The following is a 25,856-nucleotide window of genomic DNA, read 5'->3' as shown; positions in this document are numbered from 1 at the left end:
GGTGTTAAGTTCGTTGATGGAGAAATAAAGGAAGCTGCATAACTGGAGAACTTGAGGATACTATCAAAACAATCATCCACAACTCTTGACAATATCTCTGGATTCGATCTCTGAAGGTGATATAGACACGAAGTTGGCAATTGTGTCGGAGACCATCAACCGCCTGCGAGAGCTACTCGAAGAAGCCCTGCGAGGCGCGGAAGAAACAAGCAATGAAAGCTAGTATAGCCGATTTGTTTGATTACTCCCCCGGGAATCACGGACTGACAGAGGCGGTCATATACGAGTATAAACCCGTTTCAACAAAGGATAGCGTTCCTATATACTCTGGCTCGCAGGATAACGACATTCCCATCGGTTATGTGAGGAGTAATTGTAAGAACAAGCATGGCGAGACAATAGTCTTGTTTGAAGGTCCCTGTCTCGTGCTGACAAAAGATGGCAGTGCTGGCCTGATCACCTTCAAGGGCGCGGGCGGCGGTGCTTTCACATTAAACCACCATGCCTGCGTCCTCAAGCTGAAGGATAAGTGGATTAAGAAAGTCGATCTTGAGTGGTTCGCGCTGCAATACAGAACGAGACTGGTTCAGTATGCTACTTCAAGAAGCGACAATATGGTCTTCAGCACTAAGTGGTTTGACCGAGTGCCCTTTGAAGTACCGGATGACATAGAGGCCCAGCGCAAGCTGAAAAACAGGCTGCTGTTGTTGGATCGACTAACGCGCGCAGTCGAGGAACTACAGTACAGTATCAATGATGTGCGCTACCGATCCAAACTGAATGTTGATGGAACACCGCATCTGATCAAAGACATCTTCACTTTTCACGCCGGGAACAGCGGACTCACAGCAGAATTCGTCTATAACAACCAGCCAGCTAGTGAAGAGGAAAGCGTGCCTATCTACTCAGGGGCTACTAAGAACCTCAATCTGCTCGGCCGAATCAGCAGAAGTGCGCAGCCCTCCGGGAAGAAGCTTAAAGTGTTTGAAGGCCCGTGTGTACTCGTGTCGAGAAAGGGTTATGCTGGAACTATGATGTACTTGTCTGCTGCCCGCTTTGCCGCGAACGACGATGCCTATGTTCTAACTCTGAAGTCGCGGTGGGTCAGCAGAATGAATCTCAGGTGGTTTGCGTTTCAATACCAAGAGCGTTTCCTCAATCTAGTAACATCGCGTAGTGATAACTCTACATTTAATAAAGACAACGCTCAAAGACAGAGCGTCATTGTTCCCGGGATGACTTACCAAGATAGAATTGCGGTGCGTTTAGCGAAGCTGGATGGAGCAGCAGAAATGCTCGGCGATGTCCTCCGCGTCGCGATGAAGCCTTATGGACTTAGTGCAGCAAATTGATGCGCCGCGGCCTTGGTCTTGGTTCACCCCGGATCGATGATCCGGGGTTTCAAATTGGCTATTGTCCTGCCGATCTACGTCCCTTCCTGCCATGAAGCAAGGTACTTCTTCTGCAGAGGAGTCAGCCTGTCAAGTCCGACATGCATCGACTTGAGCTTCAACGCTGCGATATTGTCATCGATCTTCGCAGGAATCTTGTACACTATGTTGTCGAGTTTCTTGTGATTCTTCGCGATGTACTCGGCTGCAAGAGCCTGATTCGCAAAGGACATATCCATGACCATTGCAGGGTGCCCTTCGGCAGCGGCGAGATTTATTAAGCGACCTTCACCGAGAATATGAACTCTCTTACCCGACTTGAGTGTGTATTCTTCTACGAACTCACGCACCCGCCTTACCTTCTTTGATATCTTCTTGAGACCTTTGATATCGAGTTCGACATTGAAATGCCCGGAGTTGGCAACAAGCGCACCATCTTTCATCTTCCTGAAATGCTCCGGACGAATGACGCTCGTGTTGCCGGTCAGCGTCACAAACACATCGCCGATCGGAGCAGCATCGGCCATTGGCATGACTCTGAAGCCATCCATCACAGCTTCGAGTGCGACCAGTGGGTCGATCTCGGTAATGATAACATTTGCGCCAAGCCCACGTGCACGCATCGCCGCGCCACGTCCGCACATACCGTAGCCTGCAAGCACGACGGTCGATCCGGCAAGAAGGAAATTCGTGGCGCGAATGATTCCATCCATAGTCGATTGTCCGGTGCCATAGCGATTGTCGAACAGGTGTTTCGTGTTGGAGTCATTAACCGCGACAATTGGATAACCAAGCACGCCGTCTTTTTCCATTGCTCTCAAGCGGATCACGCCGGTTGTTGTCTCTTCAGTACCTCCGAGCACCCCGCTGAGCAGGTTCTGGCGCTTTGAATGCAGAGTAGAAACCACATCGCAACCGTCGTCCATAGTCAGGTGCGGCTTCTTGTCGATTACAGCGAATACATGATCGTAATAGGTCTTTTTGTTCTCGCCGCGGACGGAGTAGGTAGAGATGCCGTGGTGCTTCACGAGAGAGGCTGCGACGTCATCCTGGGTGGAGAGCGGATTTGATGCGCAGAGGGATATATCCGCACCACCTGCTTTCAATGTCTCCATCAGGTTTGCGGTCTCAGTAGTGACATGCAGGCAGGCGCCGAGCCGGAGCCCTTTGAGCGGCTTCTGCTTCTTGAATCGCTCACGTATCAGTGCCAGCACCGGCATATAGTTGGCTGCCCATTCGATACGTTTGCGCCCCATATCTGCAAGCTTGATATTCTTTACTTCGTAATCCAATCTCTTCATATCACAGTTCCTTTGCAATCTTCTCTGCCATGTCCGTTTTCTCCCATGTGAATTCCTCCTCGGATCTGCCAAAATGTCCGTAGACGGATGTCTTGTGATACTTCGGTTTGAGGAGATCAAGGGTCTTGATTATGCTTCGCGGTGAAAGATCGAATATTTTCTGTACTACCTGAGCGAGCTTTTCGTCTGTCGATCTTGATTCTGCATCAGTTTCTATGGCAATAGAAATCGGTTGCGCCACGCCGATCGCGTATGCCAACTGGATTGTGCATTTGTCGGCAATTCCGGAAGCAACGATGTTCTTTGCGATGTATCGCGCCATATAGGCTGCAGATCTGTCGACTTTGGTCGGGTCTTTGCCGGAGAACGCTCCACCACCGTGTGCCGCCATGCCGCCGTAAGTATCAACGATTATCTTTCTGCCTGTCATGCCGGTATCCGACTGCGGACCGCCAATCACGAACTTGCCGGTCGGATTGACATAGTACTTCGTCTGATCATCCAGAAGTCCTTCAGGAATAATCGGCTTGACGACGGCCTCTGTGATCTCCGCAATTGCATCTTTGGTAATTGCCTTGCCTGTGCTGTCAAGGATGTCCGCAGTGTGTTGGCTCGAAAGGACTATCGCTTCGATCCTGCGCGGTTTGCCGTCGGTATACTCCACGGTCACCTGCGATTTGCCATCAGGACCAAGATAGGGAAGGACGTTTTCCTTTCTGACCTGAGCAAGACGCCTCGCAAGCTTGTGCGACAGCATGATCGGCATCGGCATCAGCTCGTCTGTCTCTCTACAGGCGTATCCGGTCATGAGACCCTGATCGCCGGCTCCGCCGGTTTCCACTCCCTGTGCAATATCGGGCGACTGGCTTCCGATGGCGTTCAGAATGGAGCATGTCTGGTAATGAAATCCGAAGTCAGGGTTGGTGTATCCGATGTCCTTGATGAGGGAGCGAACAAGACCATTGATGTCAACATAGGTCTTTGTTGTGATCTCACCACCTACAATAACGAGCCCGACTGTTACGAAAGTTTCGCACGCCACTCTGCCTTTTTGATCGTCACGTAAGACCTCATCCAGCACGGCGTCAGAAATCTGATCGCATATTTTGTCGGGGTGGCCCTCGGTCACCGACTCGGAAGTGAACAAGAACTTCCTGTTGGCCATGAAACCTCCTGTTATAGAAAAGAACCGTGTTCTATCCTGCAAATGCAGATCTAATAGCTGATCTCTGACGAGTCCCCAACGTTCAGCACCTTGAAGACGCCTCGGACCACTGCATTGTTACCAACCAATGACGAAGTGAGTCGAGCATTCTCGACACGTGCCCCTGCCGAGATAATGGAATCGCTCACAATTGAATTTATAATTACGGAACCCTCGGCAACAGACGTATTCGGTCCGATGATCGATTTTTCTATGACAGCATCTGGTGCCACGTAGACCGGCGGATTTATGACAGACCCTTGAAATTCCTGATGGTTGACTCCGTTAGGCAGTCCGGCCAGGATATGCCTGTTAGTCTCCAGCAAGGTCTCTCGCTTTCCGCAATCATACCAGCCTTCGATAGGATACGCATGCAGTTCGACTCCTTTGTCGATTAGAAGATCAAACGCATCGGTCACCTGAAATTCTCCCCGCGTTCTGATGCCGGTCTTATAGACTGTTTGCAGAGCGTCATAAAACAGAGGAGTGTCCTTGATATAGTACACGCCAACCGACGCCAGATTCGATTTTGGTTTCTCCGGTTTCTCGACTATGCTGGTTATTCTTGTGCCACTTGTCTCCACAACGCCGAAGCGCCGTGGATCATCCACTTCCTTCACCGCGAGAATGTTCTGCTTCTTAGCTATTAGCTTCGCCCAGTCCGTCTCAACCACGGTATCTCCGAGGATTATCAAAATGTCTTCCGTTTCCCCTTCCCTGATTCCGAGATAGATCGCATATCCGAGACCCAGCAGATCAGCCTGTTCGACAAATCGAGCTTTGATGTCATACATTCGATTGACATAGTTGACGATCATTGACCCGAGAAAGCCGATTATCAGGGTTACTTCAGAGGGGTTCAGCTTTACCACCTGGTCCAGGATATGTCCAAGTATCGGTTTCCCAGCAACATAGAGCAAAGACTTTGGTGCGCTGTGTGTGTGCGGCCGGAGCCTGGATCCGATGCCTGCGACTGGAATTATGATCTTCAAACGAGTTCTCCTCGGTCAAAACTGAACGCAAATAATACGCATTCAGTCCGCGCTCCGCAACTAGTTTATGAGACTTCTCAAGCCATCGACCCAATCAAACATCAGAAACTGAACTCGACCGATCAGAAGTGACACTCGTCCCATCACCGTGTAACCGAAATGCGCACCAAAGGAGATCATAATGAATACGATCCCTATTCTTGCAGTCACCCCGAAAGCACCTTTGTGTTCTTTGGAGAAGTAGAAGTATATCAACGTTGTTATCACGCCTACGAGGATCACCCAGGCTCCGATCATCGCATATAAGTCGCCTCCGTCGGAGATGCCGGAGATCGTGTTTCCCACTTGAGGAAGAACATAGCCGTGCAATTGCTGCATGATCGATATTCCCGCCGTGTTGCCCATTACAAACGCAATTGAAACACGCGAAACGAATGACAGTTTCTCGAAGAAGCGTGTGAACATTAACAGACCGAGCATCCCCGGAACTAACAGGCTGAATTCATGATTCTGACTAATCGGTATCCATAGCTGCTGGATAATCACCGCATGCCAGATAAGTCCGACATAGTAGCCTGCCGAAAGCCCCGCATAAATATGCTCGGCGAGTCGATAGAATGGATTATCTTTATATAAGAAAGAGAAGATACAGAGCGTCAGAAACCCTGCGATGCTCAATTCGATGAAGTGAGTGAGACTGTAAGTCATCTCTTTCTCCGCCCCAGGAAGAATGCTACGTTGCCGATGATGATGAATCCAATGATAGTCAGGTGCACCAGCGATTGCGCACCCATGCCGGATGTCGCCAGTGCCTCAGCTCCGACCAGATGCTCGTATTCGGATGCGCCTTTCATACCTCCGAGCAGTCCGACAAGCTGGTCAGCGCGAACGTAGGCATAGAATTTCGGCGCCATAACGGCGGTAACACCTGCCCCCATTTCGATGTTGTACTGCGCATTGACTAATCCGACCCAGTAGTCGACTATGCCGTTGTCAGATACGATGTAAATGAATTGCAGATCACCATAACTGTCGATTTCCTGCATGAGAGGCAGGGAATCGAGAGGTGTGCCGTAGAAGTCGGTCGGATATATCGATCTGAAAGATTTGCCCAGCCCGAGCAAAACAGCCTGGTAATTGGCTTTGTACCCGAGATTGACATAATCGACACCGTACTTCTTGCCGAATTGCTCAGCCAGAGTCGCCATCACTCGATCAGCGATATTCGGTCCGCCGAGTCCAACAGTCGACAATGTGACGATCTTCAGATTCTTCCGCCAACAGTGTTTCAGCGCCGCAATGGACATCGGCTCGGTCTCTGCGAGGGTCGATGGATAATAGTCGAATGTCAACATGATCTTTGAACCGTCAGGAATGCGCTCAACTCGGTCAAAAAGCGCCTGGGATTCCGGCGAGACCACGACGGGGAGAGGGAATTTTGCCAGCAATGGGAAAACAACGGACAACAGCACGAGACCGAACACGATTCTTCGGTCAATGTTTGAGAGCAAATCACCGATTCTCGATGTCAAGTTCATGATCGCCCCAGATATGTGCGTTCAATACCAAGGATTATTCTAAGCGACATGCTGGCTGCCCCGAGCGCTGCGCCGATGATGATACCTCGCTGCACCGACAGGTTCGGATAATTCATGATCCAGTCGGTTATTTGCGGAAGATATTCGTATATGAGCCGTCCCATAGGGACACGACCGAGCATGACGACAGTTGCCGTGATCAGAAGGATTGTCGCTTCCAACGTGCGCGCTCTGAATGCGCGATAGGCCGCTGATGCTATATAGAATGCGAGCAGAGAAAACATCGTCGACATCATCGGGGAATTCATGTTCTGGAATAGCCAGTCGTAAACCGTTCCCTGCTCCGTGCCTTCGAATATCGCCCCGACCGATGAGATCGCCAGAAAAACGAGCAGAACAACTTTGTATGGCCAGTCTTTCTTGCGCTGCCTGACATGGTCGAGCGAGACTTTTGTGATCGAGACCACTCCGAGCAACAGTGCAAATCCGCCGACAATTGTCACCCAGACAAGCTGGCTTTGAGAGAAGTCTGATATGGCGCTGTTGCCTGAGAAGAACGTGACGATCATCACGATGCCGGCGAAGAACGTCACCGCTATCGGAAGCTGCTTTCCAAAAAACGAATTCATAGTCTCCCGTTTCGTTGTAAGGTCAACCAAGATAGCATATTAGTTTGCTTTCGACAACTGCAAAGTGGGGGCAGTTTGTCTAAGACAGCAGCCTTTCGCGATGGCACGGATTATTCGCTATTGACCAGATTATGATATTAGCTATATTCTTAATTGTAGCATAACAAGTCACATTTTGAGCAATGTGTTGGGGTACAGAGGAGGGAAGCTCCTCATGGACATTGCCCGATAGGGGAATTAGGCATGCGCAGTTTATTGATATTGACCCTCCTCACGCTGGGTCTGGCGCACATATCTTTAGCAGCAACTATTCATGTTCCTGATGACCAACCTACTATTCAGTCTGCAATCGATGTAGTAGTCGAGGGTGATACGATACTTGTGTCTCCAGGATCATACACAAAGAACATCAACTTCAACGGACAGAACATCCTGCTGCTATCCACTGCCGGTCGCGATTCAACGATAATCGAACCCAAGGAGCCAAATGAGGACATCGTGAGATTCGTGAACGGAGAGGATTCCATAGCAATCATAGATGGTTTCACAATCAGGGGAACGATAGATGCCCACGGCATCTATTGTGACGGATCAAGTCCTACAATCCGCAATTGCGATATCAGCTACTGTCTTCATGATTCAATTGGAGCGGCGATTTGCTGCATAAACTCTAACGCACGAATATATGAGAATCTAATTCACCATTGTGTTGCAGGCGACCATGGTGCCGGTATATATGCCAGTGGGACGCAAACCACTGATCTGTTGATAGCATCGAACAAGATCTATGAAAATTCGGACGGAATCGGTGTCGGCATTTGTGCCGAATCTGTATCTGGCATCACAGTCAAAGACAATGTTCTGTGGGAGAATAGAAGCGCCCCATCCCACTACTTCTCTTCAATTAAGTTTGAGGAAGTGCAAGGATCTATTATCAATAATACCATTGTGAACAATACCTATGGAATCAACATCTGGTACAGTGACTCCGTCGAAGTAAGGAACAACATCATTGCCTACAATTCAGAAGGAAGTTTTGACCAAGCCTGGTCGAGCGCAGCAGTCGACTACAACAACTTTTGGGGCAACGCTCCTCATGGGGAAGGGCCCGGTCCTCACGGATTCACTCAGGACCCATTGTTTGTGGAAGCGATTATAGGTGACTTCAGCCTCAGTCCTGCATCGCCATGCATTGACGCCGGCGACCCTGACTCACAATATCATGATCCTGATGGAACAAGAAATGACATGGGAGCTAATCCGTACGGCAGTCACGCTTTTCCCTTCGCTTATGATCTACAATATGGGCCTGACTTCCTTGATCACGAAGTTAGGACCAACAGCCCTATCATCACTTGGGACTATGCCGACACGGCAACGGACGTGCAAACTCGATATGAGATTGAAGTCGGTGACGACCTCGACTGGGAATTCTCTGAGATGTGGAGCACTGGCTCAATAGCCTCGTCAGAGCAGTCCACCACCTACCAAGGCGCGCCATTCTCAGACCACGTACACTATTATCTTCGAATCAGAGTCCACAATGGAACAGATTGGGGAGCTTGGAAACAATTTCGATTTCTCGTCAGATTTAAGACACTGCTGGATGTACCTACCGAATTTGCATCGATTCAAGCTGCGATCGATTACTCGGAGGACGATGATACGATACTCGTCGCTCCGGGTATGTACCTGGAAAACCTGGACCTTCATGGTAAATCGATCCTCATTCAAAGCAGCTTCGGTCCCGATTCGACTGTTATCCTGCCTGCCGTTCTCGACTCGGCCGTTATCAGGTTTTCCGGCAGAACACGCAAGTGCGGCAGGGTCAGTGGATTCACGATATCGGGCAGCGAGGCTCAAGGTGCTATCAAGATCAACGAGGATTCTCCTGCTACGATTGATAATTGCCACTTTCATGAGAATTCCCCATCGGTCAATGTGATATCATGTGACGCAGATGCCGACATCGTGCGAAATCTGTTTACATCGAATTCGGGAGGAGCATCTGTTGACTTCGGAATTCATGTTGGCCCTCGGACTGTTCTTATAAACAACACCTTTTATGACAATACCAGGGCAGTGAACGGAGACCTCTTTTCTGCCGCGACAGTCAAGAATAACATAATCGTGGGCTGCTTGGAGCAAGCCATCGAAGGGAACTTCGGGAATTTCGACTACAATGACGTCTGGGGTAATAACCCTGACTACTATGATGTGACCGGAATAGGAACTCACAATATATCAGAGGATCCTCTGTTCGTTGATGCTGCAGCAGGTGATTTCAGCCTTGATGAAGATTCTCCCTGTATCGACACTGGTGACCCAGCACCCGAATATAATGACCCTGACGGTACCCGCAACGACATGGGGGCGTATTACAACCACCACGGACTGGCCAATCCGTACGATTTCAGACTTGAATCTGAAGATCCATTGCACGTCCTTCAGCATACGCCGACATTCGCATGGACTCTTCCAGATACCTTTCAGCAGCAAGCGGGGTACGAGATTGAAGTCGGCACGAATGATGACTGGACGGTTGCCGAGATGTGGGATTCCGGCCCTGTCTGGGTGAGTGACTCTACAGCGGTCTACGCTGGTATGCCTCTCCAGGATGGAGGCAGATATTACGCCCGTCTCAGGCTGAACAGTGGATTGGATTGGGGTGACTGGGATCGAATGTCATTTACGATGAACAGCGTCCCGACTATCCCCATTGTTCATCGCCCAACAGGCGGAGAGTCTATACCCGGCAACCTGGTTCAACTCGTTGTCCTCAATTCCTTAGACGCGCAAGGGGATTCGCTGACATACGATTTCAATGCGATTCCACCTGCCGGTGAAATGCTACCCAATGAATACCAGTTAGACGTTCCTGAACAAATAGATTCCACGGTTTCTGATGTATTTGAAGGACTCAAGGTTGGAAGGATGTACTCGTGGCGGGCAAGAGCGTTTGATGGCTTTGAATATTCTGAATGGTCTGAAGTAGATTCGTTTCACACCGAAGGAGTCGCTACACGTCTCGTTCCGTCGGAGTACTCGACAATTCAAGAGGCAATTGACGCCTCAAGTGATGGTGATACGGTTCTTGTTGCCTCTGGTACGTATACCGGAAATGGCAATCGCGACATCGATCTTGGTGGCAGACTTGTTAAGCTCGTCTCTGAGAGCGGACCTGACAATACCATCATCGACTGCCAGGGCACGGAAGAGGACGACCACAGAGGATTCTACTTTCATCAAGGTGAATCCAACCTGGCAGAAGTAAACGGCTTCACGATAAAGAACGGATATTTGTTGGATGAAGGCGTGATCCAGGAAGGAGGGGGTATAAAGTGTTCGGGATCTTCTCCTACTATCCGTAACTGTCTGATTACTGACAATTACAACTGGGGACACGGAGGAGGACTATATGTGGCTTACGGATCGCCCGTGATAGATAGTGTGATATTCACGAACAATGCGGCACTGGACGGCATGGGCGCCTTTGTATGGATTTATGCATCACCTACGTTTACAAGGTGTGAATTTCTTAATGATGAGATGATCATCAGAGGTGGAGGCCCTACAACTCTTATTGACTGTGGTTTTACTGACATATTCGGAGGGTATGGGGGAGCAATCTCGGTGTTAGAAGACATAGACAACAGGACTCCTCGTGTTGAGCTATTCGGCTGCACATTCACAAACAACTCAGGCAATGATGCTGGAGCAATAGCTGCATTTCCTGTCGAGCTGTATGCTGAATCATGCTCATTTGAAGGAAACTACACTGACTTCGGCGGCGGTGCGATACAGTTGATAGGTAGTTCTGCGGCATTCGATCAGTGTTTGTTCAACAGCAACTTTGCTGCGGGCGGACCGGGCGCAGCGATTCATCTAATGACTACTGACACTGCCTCATTTAGTCATTGTCAATTCGTCGATAACAGTTGTGAAGAGCCTAATAGCGCGGTGCTTTTTCTTGAGAACAGTGCTGACGCCCGACTCATTGGGTGTGAATTCACGGATAACGATGTACACTGCATTATTACTACAGATGCAGGGGGACCAACAGTAGATTCGTGTATCTTCTATAACAACCATGGCCGCTTGGGCGTGATGTTCTTTCCACTAGCGTCACCACCGCTGATTACCAATAGCACCCTTGTCGCTAATTCCGGAGACGAAAAGGGAATCATCACATGTACTACGTCTCCACCAACGATTCGCAACAGTACAATCTCTTTTTCCAGAAATCTTCCTGCGATATGGTCGGATGGTCCTGATCCGCTTCTCCAGTGCTGCAACATCTTCGGCAACGAGGGTGGCGACTGGACAGGCAGTATAGCAGATCAGCTTGGAATCAACGGCAACATTTCTCTCGATCCAGAATTCTGTGATACTACTCTAAACGACTACCGACTGCTTGCAACTTCGCCTTGCGCTCCTAATAACAACGACTGCGGCGTTTTGATCGGGGCATTGGGTGTCGGCTGTGATGAGTATCTTTGCGGTGATGCGGACCGCAGCACGGACATAGACATAGATGACGTAGTCTATCTCATCTTCTATATATTTCTCGGAGGACCGGCTCCTGATCCGCTCGAAGCGGGCGACGCTGACTGCTCGGGAGCAATTGACATCGATGATGTAGTCCACCTGATTTCGTACATATTCTCCGGCGGTCCTGCGCCTTGCGATCCGAACGGGGATGATGTTCCTGATTGCTGACCGAAGGGGTCGGCATCACGAATTAGCCGCTCTAATAGCCACTAAGATGTTGTAAGGCACTATATTACGTTGAATCGAAGCTTTGGCATAAAATTGTATTGACAGAATTGGCGATGTGGCTATATTGCCAAATAGCCTATAATTGTAACAGGAGGCAGATTGGATAAGAAGGACAAAGCGAGGTTTGAAGCCAGAGCGAGGATCATAAAAGCGATGGCTCACCCAACCCGTCTCTTTATAGTCGATGCGCTCTCTGAGAGAGAGCGGTGCGTTGCCGAACTGACCGACATGATCGGAGCTGATATGTCGACAGTCTCGAAGCATCTTGCGGTGCTCAGGAATGTGGGCATTGTCGATGTTGATAAGCGTGGTTCGCAGGTTTATTATCGGTTACGGGTCAAATGTATTCTAAACTTTTTCAGCTGTGTCGAGACTGTCTTGAAATCGACTGCCGAAGAACAACTGGCTCTGATTGAAGAATAGGATTCTCATCACTGGTCACACTTCTCATGCAAAGGCTAACTGATGCAGTTCAGTAGAGACTGGAAACCCCTTGCACTCATGGCGGGCCTGTTCGTGGTGGTATTCTATCTTCCTGTCGGGCAGATGCGATTCGACAATGCCATCATCGAGGCTCTCCAGCTTGTCAAATGGTACGCACGCGAGCATGTAATCCTGTGCCTTCTTCCCGCATTTCTGATTGCCGGTGCAATAGGGGTATTTGTGAGCCAGACATCGGTCATGAAATATCTCGGAGCCGGTGCGAGCAAAGTGATGGCTTATGGTGTCGCATCGGTGTCGGGGTCGATCCTTGCCGTATGTTCCTGCACTGTATTGCCGCTGTTCGCCGGAATATATCGCATGGGAGCCGGACTCGGGCCTGCTTCGGCATTTCTCTATTCGGGACCTGCAATAAATGTACTGGCGATCATCCTGACTGCGAGGGTGCTCGGACTGGAACTTGGAATCGCGAGAGGAGTTGGCGCGATTGTTTTCAGTATTGTGATAGGACTTCTGATGCACTTTCTGTTCCGCAATGAGGAGGTGGAGAGAGTTGCCGCATCCGCAGTCGTCCCGTCAGAAGAATCGATCCGTCCACTCTGGCAGACCGGAGTCTATTTCGCTGCCATGGTCGCGGTACTTGTCTTCGCGAATTGGGGCAAACCTGACACAGCAACCGGCCTGTGGACTACGATTTATTCACTTAAGTGGACGATAACTGTCGTCGCTGCGGTGATTTTCGGCATTACATTAGTCATTTGGTTTGGCGCAGGATGGATCAAGCTTGCAGGGGTTGCGGCGTTGACAACTCTGGTTGCACTGCTGGTGCCATCCGAACCGGCATTGCCATTTGCCATAGCGATCATAGGCCTGTCAATTGTGGCTGCATCGAGTGAAGGCGAGATGAGCGAGTGGCTGGAGCAATCATGGATTTTCGCGAAGCAGATTCTGCCTTTGTTGCTCATAGGCGTTGTCATTGCAGGGGTGCTCCTCGGCAGACCCGGAGGGGAGGGGCTGATTCCATCACATTGGATTAGCAGTTCAGTTGGAGGAAATTCACTCGGGGCGAATCTCTTCGCATCGGTTGCCGGAGCGTTCATGTACTTTGCGACTCTGACGGAAATCCCCATTCTGGAAGGCCTAATCGGCAACGGCATGGGTAAAGGACCTGCTCTGGCTCTTCTTCTGGCAGGTCCGGCTTTGTCACTGCCGAATATGCTCGTGATTCGAAGTGTGTTGGGGACAAAGAAAACACTGACATTTGTGGCTCTCGTAATCGTGATGGCGACTGCGTCCGGCATGACTTATGGAGCCCTGTTTTAAGAGGAAACAGACATGAAGAAAATAGAAATTCTCGGCACAGGATGCCCGAAATGCAACAAGCTGGCAGAAATGGTTGATAAAGCAGCTCAGTCGCTTGGTATTGATTATGAACTGAACAAGATCACGGATATCATGAAGATTACATCTTTCGGTGTGATGATAACTCCTGCGCTTGTAGTTGACGGAAAGGTCAAGGTGTCCGGCAGAGTCCCGTCGGAAGATGAACTGAAAGATATGTTAAGTTAGCAAACATACTGGAGAGATCAAATGCATGGGAAAGTGCTTATCACAATCTTGTTACTGCTTTTTGTCGGAGTGAGTCTTTTGTACGTCATCGCAAGAGAAACCGATACTCCCGATACGGCCGAAGTCGATCAGATCGCCGATGCAGCAGTAGAAGAGACAAGCGAGAATGCCGTTATTGCTTACTACTTCCATTACACTCGGAGATGTGCGACCTGTAACAAGATCGAGGAGCTGTCGAATAGGGTGGTCACAGAGAGATTTGCGGACGAGATGAAAGATGGGCGCCTCATCTGGAAGTCGCTGAATGTCGAAGATTCCGGATACGAGCATTTCGAGAAGGACTATGGGTTGATCTCACAGTCGCTCGTGCTGGTTGATGCCCGCGAGGGGCGCAAAATGAAATGGAAAAATCTCGACAAGATATGGGAACTCGTGTCGCAGGAAGATAAGTTTCTCGACTATGCTCACAGCGAGATCAAGGCATTTCTGGAGAGTAGCTGATGGACTGGCTGGTTCCATTGGGCACGGCCTTCTGGCTCGGAATTCTCACTTCGATCAGTCCCTGCCCATTGGCGACAAACATCGCAGCGATTTCCTACATAGGGAAGCGGGTCGGCAGCCCTCGTATGGTCTTTGTGTCCGGCTTTCTATATAATCTCGGGAGAATGATCGCATACGTGCTGCTGGGAGTCCTGCTGGTAGCCAGTGTGTTGTCGATTCCTGAGGTGGCACGGTTTCTTCAACAATACATGAACAAGCTGCTCGGCCCGATTCTGATTGTTGCGGGCATGTTTTTGCTCGAACTCTTGAAATTCGGTGGTTCCGGATCGCGCATCGGCGAGAAGATGCAACGCCGCGTGGACAGGTCAGGCGTGTGGGGAGCTTTTCTGCTCGGATTTGTCTTTGCGCTGTCATTCTGCCCGGTTTCAGCGGCACTTTTCTTCGGCAGCCTCATTCCGCTTTCGATCAAGCATTCGTCGGCGATTTTATTCCCCTCAGTATACGGCATCGGTACTGGCCTGCCGGTGATTGTCTTTGCCATTCTGATCGCAATGGGAACACGATATGTGGGTGGTTTGTTTGAGAAGCTTACTCAGATTGAAGTCTGGGCGCGTCGGATCACTGGAGTGGTTTTCATACTTGTGGGAATCTACTATTGCCTGACTTGTATTTTTGGTATCAACATTTTCTGAAAAACGGGATTCGCTTACTGAATGCAAAAGGGTTGATCATGCAGTCTGAATCAGCATCGCAGAAGAGACTTTCCTTTCTGGATCGATATCTCACAATCTGGATATTCCTCGCCATGGCAGCAGGGGTAATCGCTGGATACATCTATCCGGGTGTTGCTGGCTTCTGGAATAAATTCAGCGTTGGCACTACAAATATTCCGATTGCGGCGGGGCTGATCCTGATGATGTATCCCCCTTTGGCGAAGGTTCGATATGAAGAGATGGGGAGGGTTTTCAAAGATTATAAGATTCTAAGTCTCAGCCTGATCCAGAATTGGCTCATCGGGCCAATACTTATGTTCGTTCTGGCGATAGTATTCCTGCACTCGTACCCGGACTACATGGTCGGTCTCATCATGATCGGACTGGCCCGCTGCATAGCGATGGTGATTGTCTGGAATGATCTCGCTGGTGGTGACGCCGAATATGCCGCCGGTCTTGTCGCCTTTAACTCGGTATTCCAGGTGTTTTTCTATTCTGTTTTCGCATGGATATTCGTTACTAAGCTTCCTCCGCTTTTCGGCCTGAGCGGAGTTGCCGTCGACGTCACTATATCGGAGATAGCGAAGAGTGTGTTCATCTATCTCGGCATACCGTTTCTGGCGGGGATGGCCACCCGGTTCATCCTGATCAAAGTGAAGAACAAAGAATGGTATCACACAGCGTTCATTCCGAGAATCAGTCCCATAACTCTGATAGCGCTTTTGTTCACTATAGCCGTCATGTTCTCGCTTAAAGGTGAGTACATAGTCAAAATTCCGTTAGATGTGTTGAGGATCGCCGTCCCCCTGTTAATATACTTCGTGGTGATGTTCCTGGTGAGCTTCTACCTGAGTTGGAAAGCTAATGCCGGATACGCCAAATCCGCAACACTCAGTTTCACGGCAGCTTCCAACAATTTCGAGTTGGCGATAGCGGTTGCCGTAGCCGTGTTCGGCATCGACTCCGGTGTAGCCTTTGCCGCAGTCATAGGGCCCCTGGTGGAAGTCCCGGTGTTGATCGGTCTGGTGAATGTGGCGTTGTTTTTCGGAAGAAAGTACTTCGGGCTGGATCCGGGAACCGTTCGACATTGTAGGACAGATTAGTAGTTGTCTTTAATGGCTGCACAGAGTATATTTGCAAAATCATACGCTGGTACAGAATTCGCAAGATTACGAGCCGATCTTAGATGGGAGAATACTTAATATGGCGAATCGATATCTTATGGTGTTTCTGACTGTCTGTATATCTGCTCTGCTGATCCTTGTTTCCGGTTGCCAGGGTTCGTCATCGGATCAGGCGGCAAGCAACGAGACTGCCTCTCTGGCTCAGAATGATCAGCCAGCGTCAGAAGCGGAGTCAAGTAGCGACAACTCGGACCCTGAGGGCAATGCGAGGATTTTCTTTCCGGAAATCGAATATGACTTCGGCACAGCGGGGCGAAATGCCACTCTTACACATGTTTTTAAAGTGCAGAACAAGGGTGATGCTCCACTGAAATTGATCAAAGCCAAGGGATCGTGAGGATGCACAGCCGCCGTGATTACGAAGGCGGACATTCCCCCGGGTGGGGAAGGTGAGATAAGCGTCACGTTCAAGACTGCAAACAGGAAGGGTCAGCAGAACAAGACCATCAAGGTCGACTCCAACGATCCGTCGAGCCCGTCTACGACACTCAGGATTGCTGCATTCGTCGAGATCGGCTTTGACTTCGAAGGCACCAGTCTTCGTTTCGGTAAGATGGGCAGAGATGAAGTGCTTGTCAAGAACGCGAATCTGGTGGTGCAGGATCCCGGTAAGACAAAGATCGTTGATATTTCGACATCGAATCCGCTTGTCAAAGCTCGACAGGAAGGGGAACCTGTGAAGACTGGTGATCAGTACAAGGTCAATATCTCCGTGACAGTTGGCCCCGGTCTCCCCATTGGGAAGTTGCAGGAAAAAGTGATTATTCGTTCCAGCGACTCCGAAAACCCTGAGGCTACGCTGGACTTGTATGGCGTGATAATTGACAATGTCGAAGTGACTCCCGATTCATTGAATTTTCTTGTCGATGACTCGCGGAAATTCACGAATCAGAAATCTCAGACGATTACGATCGTGAATTATATCAAGAGTTCACCGATCAACATACTGGAGGCTGTCGACTCCGGAGACAATCTGACTATCGATGTGAAGACCATTGAACCCGGTCAGAGGTTCCTGGTAATGGCTACTATCAAGGATGATGCTTTTGGTGATAAACTGCAGCTTGGCGGGAGCATCAGGATCAAAACTGACAGCAAGGAGTATGGAGAATTCGTCGTCAACTACGGCGCATTACACGTACATTAGTTTGTCACAAATAGGTCTACCAGGAATTCGGCATCGAGGCCGGTGATCACCAGTATTGCACCGAGAATCATTACGCCGACAATCGCAATCTTGACCAGGTCTTGACCCTTGAGGCTTCCAAGCAACAGAGGCTCACGGGACAGGTATGCCGACGCGGCATACAGCTCCTCGCCCATAATTGTATAGTCACAAGCTGCGATGAAGAAGGGGAGCTGTTCCGGATTGGCTGTTCCCGCGATCTGAATTGCGCCTGTCGCGTTGCCGGTTTCCGCCAGCAGAAGCGACTCGGCATAGAATGCGCCCATGAAGATATTGGCTGCCGGTTTGTCGCGTGTCATGATGCCGTTGACTGCAGCGGCATATGCAAATTGTTCTCCCGCGATGTAGCGTACCATGTCGTCACGATAGTGTTCTGCTTTGCCGGCATTGATATATGCCTGCCTGACCACTTCCTGACCGGCGGCGAATGCAAGGGGGTAGAGAATCGGCACGAGCAGCGGGGTTTCATATTGTGCAGTCACCGAAGCCACCCTGTTCAGAATCGATAGACCAGCGATAGTCTGAATGTCATCCAAATCTTGAATGCCCGGAATGAAAAGCACTGATCGTCCCATTTCAGTCGCCCTGCCGACAGCCTCATCAACGGCTTCCAGACCCGGGAGCTTTCGTATGAAAAGGTCCGACCCACGCTTTGCGCGACTGATGTAGTACAGCACAGAGAATGAGAAGACAATCAGAAGAATGAGAGCGTTCAGCCGTTCGACTTTGAAGATCGCGCCATCGCCATTGTCGGTCTGAGCCAAGCAGACGCTGGAAATCGAAAGGAGTAGAATCAGGATCAGGGTGAATCTCATCAGGATCATATTTTGTCAAGCTCCGATTTCAGATGGTCTATAACATGTACGGGTGATGGGTCGGTGCGGTTGAGCATTGCCAGAAAGAAACTGGTGAAATCCCCGAACTGTATCAGGGACATCATTCTCGAAAGCAGGCTGTCTCCATCGCTGGCAATTTCCACCGCTGGTATGTCATTGCTCGAGAATATTTCTCCAACGATTTTCATCCTTGCGGAGACTCTCTTGTGGTCGTCAATATCGCGCAAAGTGATGACGATCAGCTTGTCGACAAAAGGCTCAAAAATGCTCCATCCGACCAGTTCGTTGTGATTGAATTCCGGATACACGTTTGTAAAGGCAAGTTGCTTGGAATTTTCGCAGATCTGACCCTTAAATCGCACTGCAACAGCATCTATATGATCCTGGCCAGCATAGATAATCGGAATCCTGCCTCGAATCATTTCAGCCAGTTTCATTGCCTCGTTCTTGTCATTATCAATCGACAGCTCCTTCACCCTCGATCGCGCGGTTCCGGTAGCTTCCTGAAGATCATTATCGCAGCCGGGTGCGAAACCGAGTCGCGACATCAACACCAACAGCGGCACAAACGAATAGGCCAGCGCTGCACGCGGCATCATGCCCGGTGGAATCTTGACACATGCCCAGTCATTCTTCGCCGCCATCTTCTCCAGTTTTCCCCCGGTTGTGATACAGATCGTCTGTGCACCGACGCGCTCGGCATCGGCGATGGACGAAAGTGTCTCCTCTGTATTTCCAGAGTAGCTTGAACCGATGACAAGCGTGCTTTTGCCGGCATATCCCGGAAGCCGGTAGTGCCTGCAGATTGACATTGGGATTCCGAGTCTGTCAGCGAGGTAGCTCCTCACGAGATCAGCACCGATCGCTGAGCCGCCCATTCCGCATACGATTATGTGATCGATCGAATTGACCGGTATCTCCGGAAGACTTGCCTGAGATGCTATCCGCATCCCCTCCTCAAGATGGTCCGGGAAGCTTGCAATGTCTCCATACATGCCGTCGGGATCAAACTCGGCCATCCTTGTCATATAATATTCAGAATCCATTGAACTGACCTCTTCGTTCGCGTTTACTTCTTTCTGCAGATACTGCGGTAATCATCACTCAGCATCTTCTCGACATCTCCCGCGCCTTGCAGTGACAGAATCCTGCGAGAGAACGCCTGAGCATCCTTGTAGTCGATCTGCGAAATTATGTCTTTGACCGCCCGAATAGACCCCGGGTTGGTAGACAGCGCATCGATTCCAAATCCGACAAGCATCCGCGTGGCTTTCGGGTCACCGGCAATCTCGCCGCAGAGCGCGACCGGTATGTTGCACTCGTGCCCGGCTCTGACCGCTTCGTCGATGAGCCTCAGGACAGCGGGGTGGTGCTCACGGTACCACTTAGCGACTTTCGAATTGCCTCGGTCGACGGCAAGAGTATACTGCGTGAGATCGTTGGTGCCGATCGAGAAGAAATCTACCTCCAGCGCAAGTCGATGTGCCATGATCACCGCCGATGGAATCTCGATCATGATACCGACCGGAACCTTGTTATCAAACGGGACTTTATGCCTCGCAAGCTCGATCTTCGCGCTGGCAAGAATCCTCTTGGCGCGCACAATCTGCTCGACGCTGGATATCATCGGAAACATAATCCTTATGTTCCCGAATGCAGATGCTCGCAACATCGCCCTGAGTTGCGTGCGGAAAATCCGAGGCACATCGAGCGAAAACCTTATCGCTCTCCAGCCCAGAGCTGGATTAGCCTCTCCATCATCTTCGAAGTGCTCTGTGAATTTATCCCCGCCAAGATCGAATGTTCTCAAAGTCACCGGTTGCGGGCTGAATTGCTGCGCGATCTTCTTGTATGTCTCAAACTGTTGCTCTTCATCAGGGAACTTGGTCGAACTCAGATAGAGAAATTCCGTACGATATAAGCCTACTCCTACGTTCTCGCCCGACAACTGAGCATCATATTCGGTCGGAATTTCGAGGTTTGCAGTGACCTGGACCTTTCGACCATCTCTGGTCTCTGATGGGATATCTCCCAATGCAACAAATCGCTTCTTCTCCTGGCGTTTGAGTGAATCGATTCTCTTCTTGAACGATCTCCACTCATTGATGGAGGGAGAGATGATTACGGACCCCTTGCCACCGTCGAGACATACCTTCTGACGGGCTTTGACTTTGACGAGACATCCTTCGACCCCTACAACAGCCGGAATAGCGAGCGCTCCGGCGAATAGTGCCATGTGCGAGGTCGGACCGCCTGACTCGGCTACGAAGCCGACGACGTTCGACTTCCGCATGTTCATGATTTCTGCGGGCGTAAAGAAAGGTGCAAATGCGATCACAGGTGCGCTGTATCTTCTCTGCTTGATGTCTTCTATTCCTGATAGATTGTGCAGTAAGCGGGCCGTGACGGCATTGATGTCAGATATCATCTCGCGAATGTAAACGTCTTTTGACTTGTCCAGAGCGCGAATCGTCTTGTTAACTTCCTGCTGGTAGACATATTCAACATTCTGCAGCCTGGCTATCACCGTCTGCTTGACTTTGTCCATGAAATGGCTGTCTTCAAGAATCATCAACTGGGCATCAAGCACCTGCGACAAATCTCGTCCGACAGAGCTGAGTGCCTCTTTTCTGAGCGCAATGATCTCAGTCCTGCTCTTGGATATCGCCTTCTCAAGTCGCTTTATCTCGAGATTGACCTTGCTGCTGTCGATCTTCTCTTTCTTGACTCTGCCGGGCTTCTCGTAGTGTATGAATGAAAGCCCGCAGGCAAGCCCAGTTGAAGCTGCTATGCCCCGTAAGGTGATGGAATCTGCGGATTCGACCAAATCACTTCTCTCCAAACCTGTCGGTGAAAACTTTCTCAATTGCAGCTAACGTCTCCTGTTCATCCGGTCCGTCGATCCGAAACGTGAGGACCGCTCCCATCTCAGCCGCAAGCATCATCACACCCAATATGCTCTTTCCATTCACAGTCAGATCGTCCCTGATAATCGACACATCCGATTTGAACCGGGACGCCGTCTGAACGAGCTTCGCCGAAGGCCTTGCATGCAAGCCGAGTCTGTTGATCACCGTGATCTCTTTTTCAATCAAACCAATTACCTATTATACAGTTGCTCTGTAGATTTGACAAACTTTTTCCCGGCGACCTGTGTTACTGCGCCCTTCAATTCCATCTCGAGCAACATTCCGAGAAGACGGGGGACTCCTACTCCCGAACGGCGTGCGAGAATATCTATGTGCACAGGGTCATCCTCGATCAGGTCGAACAAGCGGCTCTGTTCCGGGTCCAGGTCGATCGCCTTATGTGGAGGAGACGGTTTCCCATCGGGCAATATGAACTTCAATTCGGAGAGGACATCCTCAGCCGATGTCACCAGTCGTGCACCTTGCTTTATCAAGGCGTTCGTGCCGGAGCTGGTCATCGAGGTGATATTGCCCGGAACGGCAAAGACCTCTCGGTTCTGTTCCAGAGCATGTTCAGCCGTCAGCAATGCGCCCGATTTCCTCCCAGCCTCCACAACCACGACACCGAGGGAGAGGCCGGAGATTATACGGTTTCTTCTCGGGAAATTCGGCCCGTCGGGCGGAGTTTCACATGGGAGTTCCGAGATGACAGCCCCGTGCTGTGAAATATCTTCATATAGCGAGGCATTCTCGGGGGGATAGATAATATCAAGGCCGCATCCGAGAACAGCGATCGTTCTGCCGCCTGCGGAAATTGCGGCTCTATGTGCTGTTGAGTCGATACCGCGCGCCAGGCCGGAGACCACAGTCACACCTGCGGCTGCCAACTGTCCCGAAACCGTCTCTGCCATGGATTTCCCATAATGCGTCGCGTGACGCGATCCAATGACAGCAACTGCGCGACTATCCTCGGCGCGCAATTCCCCCATTACATACAAAATGTGAGGGGGATCGTATATCTGTTTCAGTCTGACCGGATACTCATCGGAATCATAGGTAACAAGTCTGACCCGTCTTTTCCCGATTGCCTCCAACTGACGCTTCGCAAATTCGATATCAGGGCCTTGAAGGATTGAATCGGCAGTCTTGGAGCCGATATCCTGAACTTGCACAAGTTGCTGTCTGCTGGCAGAGAATATTGCTTCCGGCGTTTTGAATGTCTGCAGCAGCCGCTTGATCAGCACCGGTCCGACCTGCTGGACTCTGCCGAGTGCTATCCAGTATAGATTTCGATCGTGCGAGTCATTCATGTAGAGTCAGTTTCTGTGAAAGCGCTATCTTCAATACTTCGATACCTGATTTTGTGACTCCGCTGGTTTCAAAGCAATCGGGACCGAAAGACTCCCGAAGTGCTGCTGAATGGACTTCGTCAATCAAGTCGATCTTGTTCAGAGCGATAATGTACGGTTTTTCGTTCAGACGCCAATCAAAATCGGCGAGCTCTTTGCGGAGAAGCGACAGGGTTTTCGCCGGGTCCTCCTCGGAGCCATCCAGCACAAACAGCAGGACTCTGGTACGCATAATGTGCCTCAGAAATGAGAGCCCAAGTCCCTTCCCATGGCTGGCGCCTTCGATAATACCCGGAATGTCTGCCATCCGGAAATGTCTGTAATTGTCGAGGTATACGATGCCGATATTTGGTGTCAAAGTTGTAAATGGATAGCTCGCGATTTTCGGCTTCGCGTCGGAGACTGCCGCAAGCATAGTCGATTTGCCCGCATTCGGATACCCGACCAGGCCGACATCCGCGATCAGTCGCAGCTCGATTACCAGCTTGCGCTTCTCACCCAATTTGCCCGGTGTTGCTTTCCTTGGCGACTGGTTAGTCGAAGACTTGAAATGGACATTGCCCAAACCACCTCGACCACCCTTGGCCGTAACAAATCTCTCGCCTGGCTGCGTCAAATCAACCAGGAGATCATCCCCGGCCGATGCATCGTAAACGGCCGTTCCGGGAGGAATTCTGATGACTATGTCATCGCCGCCCTTGCCGGATCTCTGGCCTCCCTGACCATCGTCCCCCTTCTCAGCAGCATATTTCTTGCGATACTTGAGATCCATCAACGTCATCAGGTTATCGTCGACCTCAAGGATGACATCACCGCCCTTGCCGCCATCGCCGCCATCCGGGCCGCCTTTGGAGATATACTTCTCCCTGTGAAAGGAGACTACCCCGTTGCCACCGTCTCCGGCCTGAACTTCGATTTCGACCAGGTCTACAAACATCAGTCTATCTATTTGCCATTGAGCATGCTAAGGAGAGTTTCCTTGAGGTTAAGCTTCTCCAGGTCTCTTTTGAGGACACCCCCGAACGCGCACGACACCGCTCCGGTCTCCTCCGATACCACCAGACAGAGCGCATCCGACTCTTCTGTGATGCCGACCGCCGCTCTGTGCCTCATCCCGAAAAGCTGATCGAATCGCGGGTTTTGAGTAAGTGGCAGCACACACGCCGCTGCGACGATATCGTCGTTGCTGACGACTACCGCACCATCATGCAGGGGGGTATATGGCGTGAAGACTGTCGTCAGAAGATCGGCAGAGAGTTTGGCGTTGAGGTTTCTGCCCGTTTCGATAATATTTCTCAGGCCGACCGCCCTCTGGATCACGATCAGTGCGCCATATCGCAATTCGGAGAGTCTGATGACTCCCTTCACGAGTTCATCGAGTGCTTTGTGGGTCTCATACCTGAATAGATGCTTGAAGAATCGTGAATGGCCGATCTGAGCGAGTGCGCCTCTGATTTCGGGCTGGAATATGATTACGAGAACTATGAAGCCGACCGTCGCGAGATTGCGGAACAGCCACTTAAGACCTTCAAGCTGGAACCAGTAGGAGAGGAAGGCCATGAGGAGTATGAATGTCAGGCCGGTGACGATATTGGCGGACCGTGTTCCGCGGATCAGCATGAGAATTTTGTAAATGATATAGCTGACCAGCGCGACATCAATCAGATCGAGCAGCGTGAACTTAAGAAACTCGTAATGAAACAGTTCCATATATCCCTTCCTGCAACTAATTATAATAACGAGTTTGAACTGCGACCGCAAGCATTTAGAATCGGTCGCCTGCCTTGTCACCTGTGATATGCGGCTCAGTTGCGCGTACGATAGTAAGTGCCCGATGGCTCCTGGCGGCTGGCCTCGGGCAGTACTCTCCTACTCGGAACCCTTCACCGCATCCCAGACGCGGAGGGCGCGGACGGTCTGCGATACGTCGTGGACTCTGACGAAATGAGCGCCGTTGGCTGCCGCGATTATTGCTGCGGCGAGTGACTCTTCAAGGCGATCGTCGGGGTCGGTGCCCGATAGTGAGCCGAGAAATCTCTTGCGCGATGCTCCTACCATTATTGGCTGTCCCAGTTCGGCAAACTCACAGAGATGACGCAGTATCGAGAAATTGTGTGCGAATGTCTTCCCGAATCCGATGCCGGGATCAATAATAATGTTCTCTCGTTTGATTCCTGCATTTTCGGCTATCGAAATCGACTCTGACAGATATGCCTTGATTTTAGCGATAAGATCATCATATGTCGGGTTGGTCTGCATCGAGCGAGGTTCCCCTTTGATGTGCATTGCTATCACCGGTACGCCGAGATGTGCCGCGGTCGATGCCATCGCGATGTCGAATCTCAAGCCCGATATGTCGTTTATCAGATTCGCGCCCGCCTCTATCGATGCTCCTGCGACTGCGGATTTGTACGTATCGATTGAGATTGGGATATCTGATTGCCGTCGAATCTCTTTGATTAATGGCAGAACTCGCGCCAGCTCAGCATCGAGGCTGAGCGGCTGCGCGCCGGGGCGTGTCGATTCGCCGCCGATGTCGATAATATCTGCGCCTTCGGATGCCATCTTGAGGGCATGCTGAACGGCTTGGTCTAAATCAAGAAACCGACCGCCATCTGAGAATGAATCGGGGGTGACATTGAGGATGCCGATTACATACGTGCGCGTGAAATCAAATACAGCAGAACCGATCTTGATCGGTGAGGGAGGCTGGTTTCTTTGCATGTCTCTGAGACAGGCCGAGATTATTCTATCGCTATTTTTCCGGCACGGACGACGGTAATTCTTCGAGTGTTTCGCCGCGAATGATCTGGTCGAGTTCGTCGCCGTCAAGGGTTTCGCGTTCGAGAAGGGTCTCGGCTACCTTCTTGAGCAGGTCGAGGTTTTTCTCCAGGAGATCTATCGCCTTCTCCTGCGCGGTTTCAATAATTCTTCTGACTTCGGTATCTATCAATTGCGCAGTTGTTTCGGAGTAATCGCGATGCTGCGATATTTCACGCCCAAGGAATATCTCTTCTTTCTTCTTGCCGAACGTCTGGGGGCCGAGTTTGTCTGACATTCCCCATTCGCAAACCATCTTCCTCGCGAGCCCGGTCGCCTGCTCTATATCGTTCCCGGCGCCGGTTGTAAGTTGACCAAATATTAGCTTCTCAGCCGCACGGCCTCCGAGAATGTGCACAAGCTTGCCTTCGAGAAACTCTTTTGAATATGTATGCTTCTCGTCGACCGGCAGATAGGAAGTCAAGCCGAGCGCCATACCTCTCGGGATAATGGTGACTTTGTGCACGGGGTCCGATTTCGGCATCAGCCTTGCAACGAGCGCATGACCAGCCTC

The 25,856-nt window shown here is 50.6% G+C and carries 25 protein-coding genes; 10 read left to right on the top strand and 15 right to left on the bottom strand.

The window, feature by feature from the left end; genetic code table 11:
• Positions 1–212 precede the first annotated feature (212 nt).
• Positions 213–1,352 carry a restriction endonuclease subunit S gene (locus KKH67_03415; protein MBU1318226.1) on the top strand — a complete coding sequence of 380 codons (1,140 nt, stop codon included), beginning with the start codon at positions 213–215 and terminating at the stop codon, positions 1,350–1,352.
• A 74-nt stretch (positions 1,353–1,426) separates the two neighbouring features.
• Here KKH67_03415 and ahcY read toward each other — a convergent pair whose 3' ends face one another.
• The 6 genes from ahcY to KKH67_03385 are packed head-to-tail and all read right to left on the bottom strand — an operon-like array spanning position 1,427 to position 7,055.
• Positions 1,427–2,683 (bottom strand): adenosylhomocysteinase, encoded by a 1,257-nt coding sequence (ahcY, locus tag KKH67_03410; GenBank protein MBU1318225.1) that lies wholly within the window; start codon positions 2,681–2,683, stop codon positions 1,427–1,429.
• 10 nt (positions 2,684–2,693) lie between these two features.
• Positions 2,694–3,857, bottom strand: coding sequence for a methionine adenosyltransferase (gene metK, locus KKH67_03405; GenBank protein ID MBU1318224.1), 1,164 nt, complete (start codon positions 3,855–3,857; stop codon positions 2,694–2,696).
• Positions 3,858–3,907: 50 nt separating this feature from the next.
• Positions 3,908–4,888, bottom strand: a complete 981-nt coding sequence (locus tag KKH67_03400) for an NTP transferase domain-containing protein (GenBank protein ID MBU1318223.1) — start codon at positions 4,886–4,888, stop codon at positions 3,908–3,910.
• Between the two features lie 60 nt (positions 4,889–4,948).
• Entirely contained in the window at positions 4,949–5,596 is a 648-nt protein-coding gene (locus KKH67_03395) for a hypothetical protein (protein MBU1318222.1), read from the bottom strand.
• Positions 5,593–6,426: a hypothetical protein gene (locus KKH67_03390; protein MBU1318221.1), complete on the bottom strand. Its 834-nt coding sequence runs from the start codon at positions 6,424–6,426 to the stop codon at positions 5,593–5,595. The genes KKH67_03395 and KKH67_03390 overlap by 4 nt, the downstream gene beginning before the upstream one ends.
• Complete coding sequence (locus KKH67_03385; GenBank protein MBU1318220.1) at positions 6,423–7,055, bottom strand: hypothetical protein; 633 nt, start codon at positions 7,053–7,055, stop codon at positions 6,423–6,425. Before KKH67_03385 ends, KKH67_03390 begins: the two co-directional genes overlap by 4 nt.
• 243 nt (positions 7,056–7,298) lie before the next feature.
• Between KKH67_03385 and KKH67_03380 the strand changes: the two genes are divergently transcribed.
• From KKH67_03380 to KKH67_03340, 9 genes are all read left to right on the top strand, one after another.
• Positions 7,299–11,774: a right-handed parallel beta-helix repeat-containing protein gene (locus KKH67_03380; GenBank protein MBU1318219.1), complete on the top strand. Its 4,476-nt coding sequence runs from the start codon at positions 7,299–7,301 to the stop codon at positions 11,772–11,774.
• Positions 11,775–11,933: 159 nt separating this feature from the next.
• Positions 11,934–12,257, top strand: coding sequence for a metalloregulator ArsR/SmtB family transcription factor (locus KKH67_03375; protein ID MBU1318218.1), 324 nt, complete (start codon positions 11,934–11,936; stop codon positions 12,255–12,257).
• Between the two features lie 42 nt (positions 12,258–12,299).
• Positions 12,300–13,598 carry a permease gene (locus KKH67_03370; protein MBU1318217.1) on the top strand — a complete coding sequence of 433 codons (1,299 nt, stop codon included), beginning with the start codon at positions 12,300–12,302 and terminating at the stop codon, positions 13,596–13,598.
• Between the two features lie 12 nt (positions 13,599–13,610).
• Positions 13,611–13,844: a TM0996/MTH895 family glutaredoxin-like protein gene (locus tag KKH67_03365; protein MBU1318216.1), complete on the top strand. Its 234-nt coding sequence runs from the start codon at positions 13,611–13,613 to the stop codon at positions 13,842–13,844.
• 21 nt (positions 13,845–13,865) lie between these two features.
• Complete coding sequence (locus tag KKH67_03360) at positions 13,866–14,345, top strand: hypothetical protein (GenBank protein MBU1318215.1); 480 nt, start codon at positions 13,866–13,868, stop codon at positions 14,343–14,345.
• Positions 14,342–15,037, top strand: coding sequence for a sulfite exporter TauE/SafE family protein (locus tag KKH67_03355; GenBank protein MBU1318214.1), 696 nt, complete (start codon positions 14,342–14,344; stop codon positions 15,035–15,037). Before KKH67_03360 ends, KKH67_03355 begins: the two co-directional genes overlap by 4 nt.
• 38 nt (positions 15,038–15,075) lie before the next feature.
• Positions 15,076–16,161 carry an ACR3 family arsenite efflux transporter gene (arsB, locus tag KKH67_03350; protein ID MBU1318213.1) on the top strand — a complete coding sequence of 362 codons (1,086 nt, stop codon included), beginning with the start codon at positions 15,076–15,078 and terminating at the stop codon, positions 16,159–16,161.
• A 100-nt stretch (positions 16,162–16,261) separates the two neighbouring features.
• Positions 16,262–16,579, top strand: a complete 318-nt coding sequence (locus tag KKH67_03345; protein ID MBU1318212.1) for a DUF1573 domain-containing protein — start codon at positions 16,262–16,264, stop codon at positions 16,577–16,579.
• A 15-nt stretch (positions 16,580–16,594) separates the two neighbouring features.
• Positions 16,595–17,389, top strand: a complete 795-nt coding sequence (locus tag KKH67_03340) for a DUF1573 domain-containing protein (GenBank protein ID MBU1318211.1) — start codon at positions 16,595–16,597, stop codon at positions 17,387–17,389.
• Here KKH67_03340 and KKH67_03335 read toward each other — a convergent pair.
• From KKH67_03335 to KKH67_03295, 9 genes are all read right to left on the bottom strand, one after another.
• Positions 17,386–18,252 (bottom strand): hypothetical protein, encoded by an 867-nt coding sequence (locus KKH67_03335; GenBank protein MBU1318210.1) that lies wholly within the window; start codon positions 18,250–18,252, stop codon positions 17,386–17,388. The two genes, KKH67_03340 and KKH67_03335, sit on opposite strands and share 4 nt — an antisense overlap.
• Positions 18,249–19,310, bottom strand: a complete 1,062-nt coding sequence (locus KKH67_03330; protein ID MBU1318209.1) for a bifunctional phosphoglucose/phosphomannose isomerase — start codon at positions 19,308–19,310, stop codon at positions 18,249–18,251. Before KKH67_03330 ends, KKH67_03335 begins: the two co-directional genes overlap by 4 nt.
• A gap of 23 nt (positions 19,311–19,333) precedes the next feature.
• Positions 19,334–21,130, bottom strand: a complete 1,797-nt coding sequence (gene ptsP / locus KKH67_03325; GenBank protein ID MBU1318208.1) for a phosphoenolpyruvate--protein phosphotransferase — start codon at positions 21,128–21,130, stop codon at positions 19,334–19,336.
• The gene (locus KKH67_03320; protein ID MBU1318207.1) at positions 21,093–21,359 is read right to left on the bottom strand and encodes an HPr family phosphocarrier protein; all 267 of its coding nucleotides are present in this window, start codon (positions 21,357–21,359) and stop codon (positions 21,093–21,095) included. Before KKH67_03320 ends, ptsP begins: the two co-directional genes overlap by 38 nt.
• A 5-nt stretch (positions 21,360–21,364) precedes the next feature.
• Positions 21,365–22,483, bottom strand: coding sequence for a DNA-processing protein DprA (dprA, locus tag KKH67_03315; protein ID MBU1318206.1), 1,119 nt, complete (start codon positions 22,481–22,483; stop codon positions 21,365–21,367).
• A complete protein-coding gene (gene obgE / locus KKH67_03310) occupies positions 22,476–23,462 on the bottom strand; it encodes a GTPase ObgE (protein MBU1318205.1) in 987 nt (328 codons plus the stop codon). The genes dprA and obgE overlap by 8 nt, the downstream gene beginning before the upstream one ends.
• 5 nt (positions 23,463–23,467) lie before the next feature.
• A complete protein-coding gene (gene cdaA / locus KKH67_03305; GenBank protein MBU1318204.1) occupies positions 23,468–24,232 on the bottom strand; it encodes a diadenylate cyclase CdaA in 765 nt (254 codons plus the stop codon).
• 159 nt (positions 24,233–24,391) lie between these two features.
• Positions 24,392–25,246: a dihydropteroate synthase gene (gene folP / locus KKH67_03300; GenBank protein ID MBU1318203.1), complete on the bottom strand. Its 855-nt coding sequence runs from the start codon at positions 25,244–25,246 to the stop codon at positions 24,392–24,394.
• 31 nt (positions 25,247–25,277) lie between these two features.
• The coding region (locus tag KKH67_03295) for a cell division protein FtsH (GenBank protein ID MBU1318202.1) at positions 25,278–25,856 on the bottom strand (579 nt) is incomplete at its 5' end.

The sequence above is a fragment of the Candidatus Zixiibacteriota bacterium genome (genome assembly GCA_018820315.1).
In the GTDB taxonomy this organism is placed as follows: Bacteria; Zixibacteria; MSB-5A5; order JAABVY01; family JAHJOQ01; genus JAHJOQ01.
Note: the sequence above shows the minus strand (reverse complement) of the source record. Positions and strands in the feature narration are given on the sequence as shown.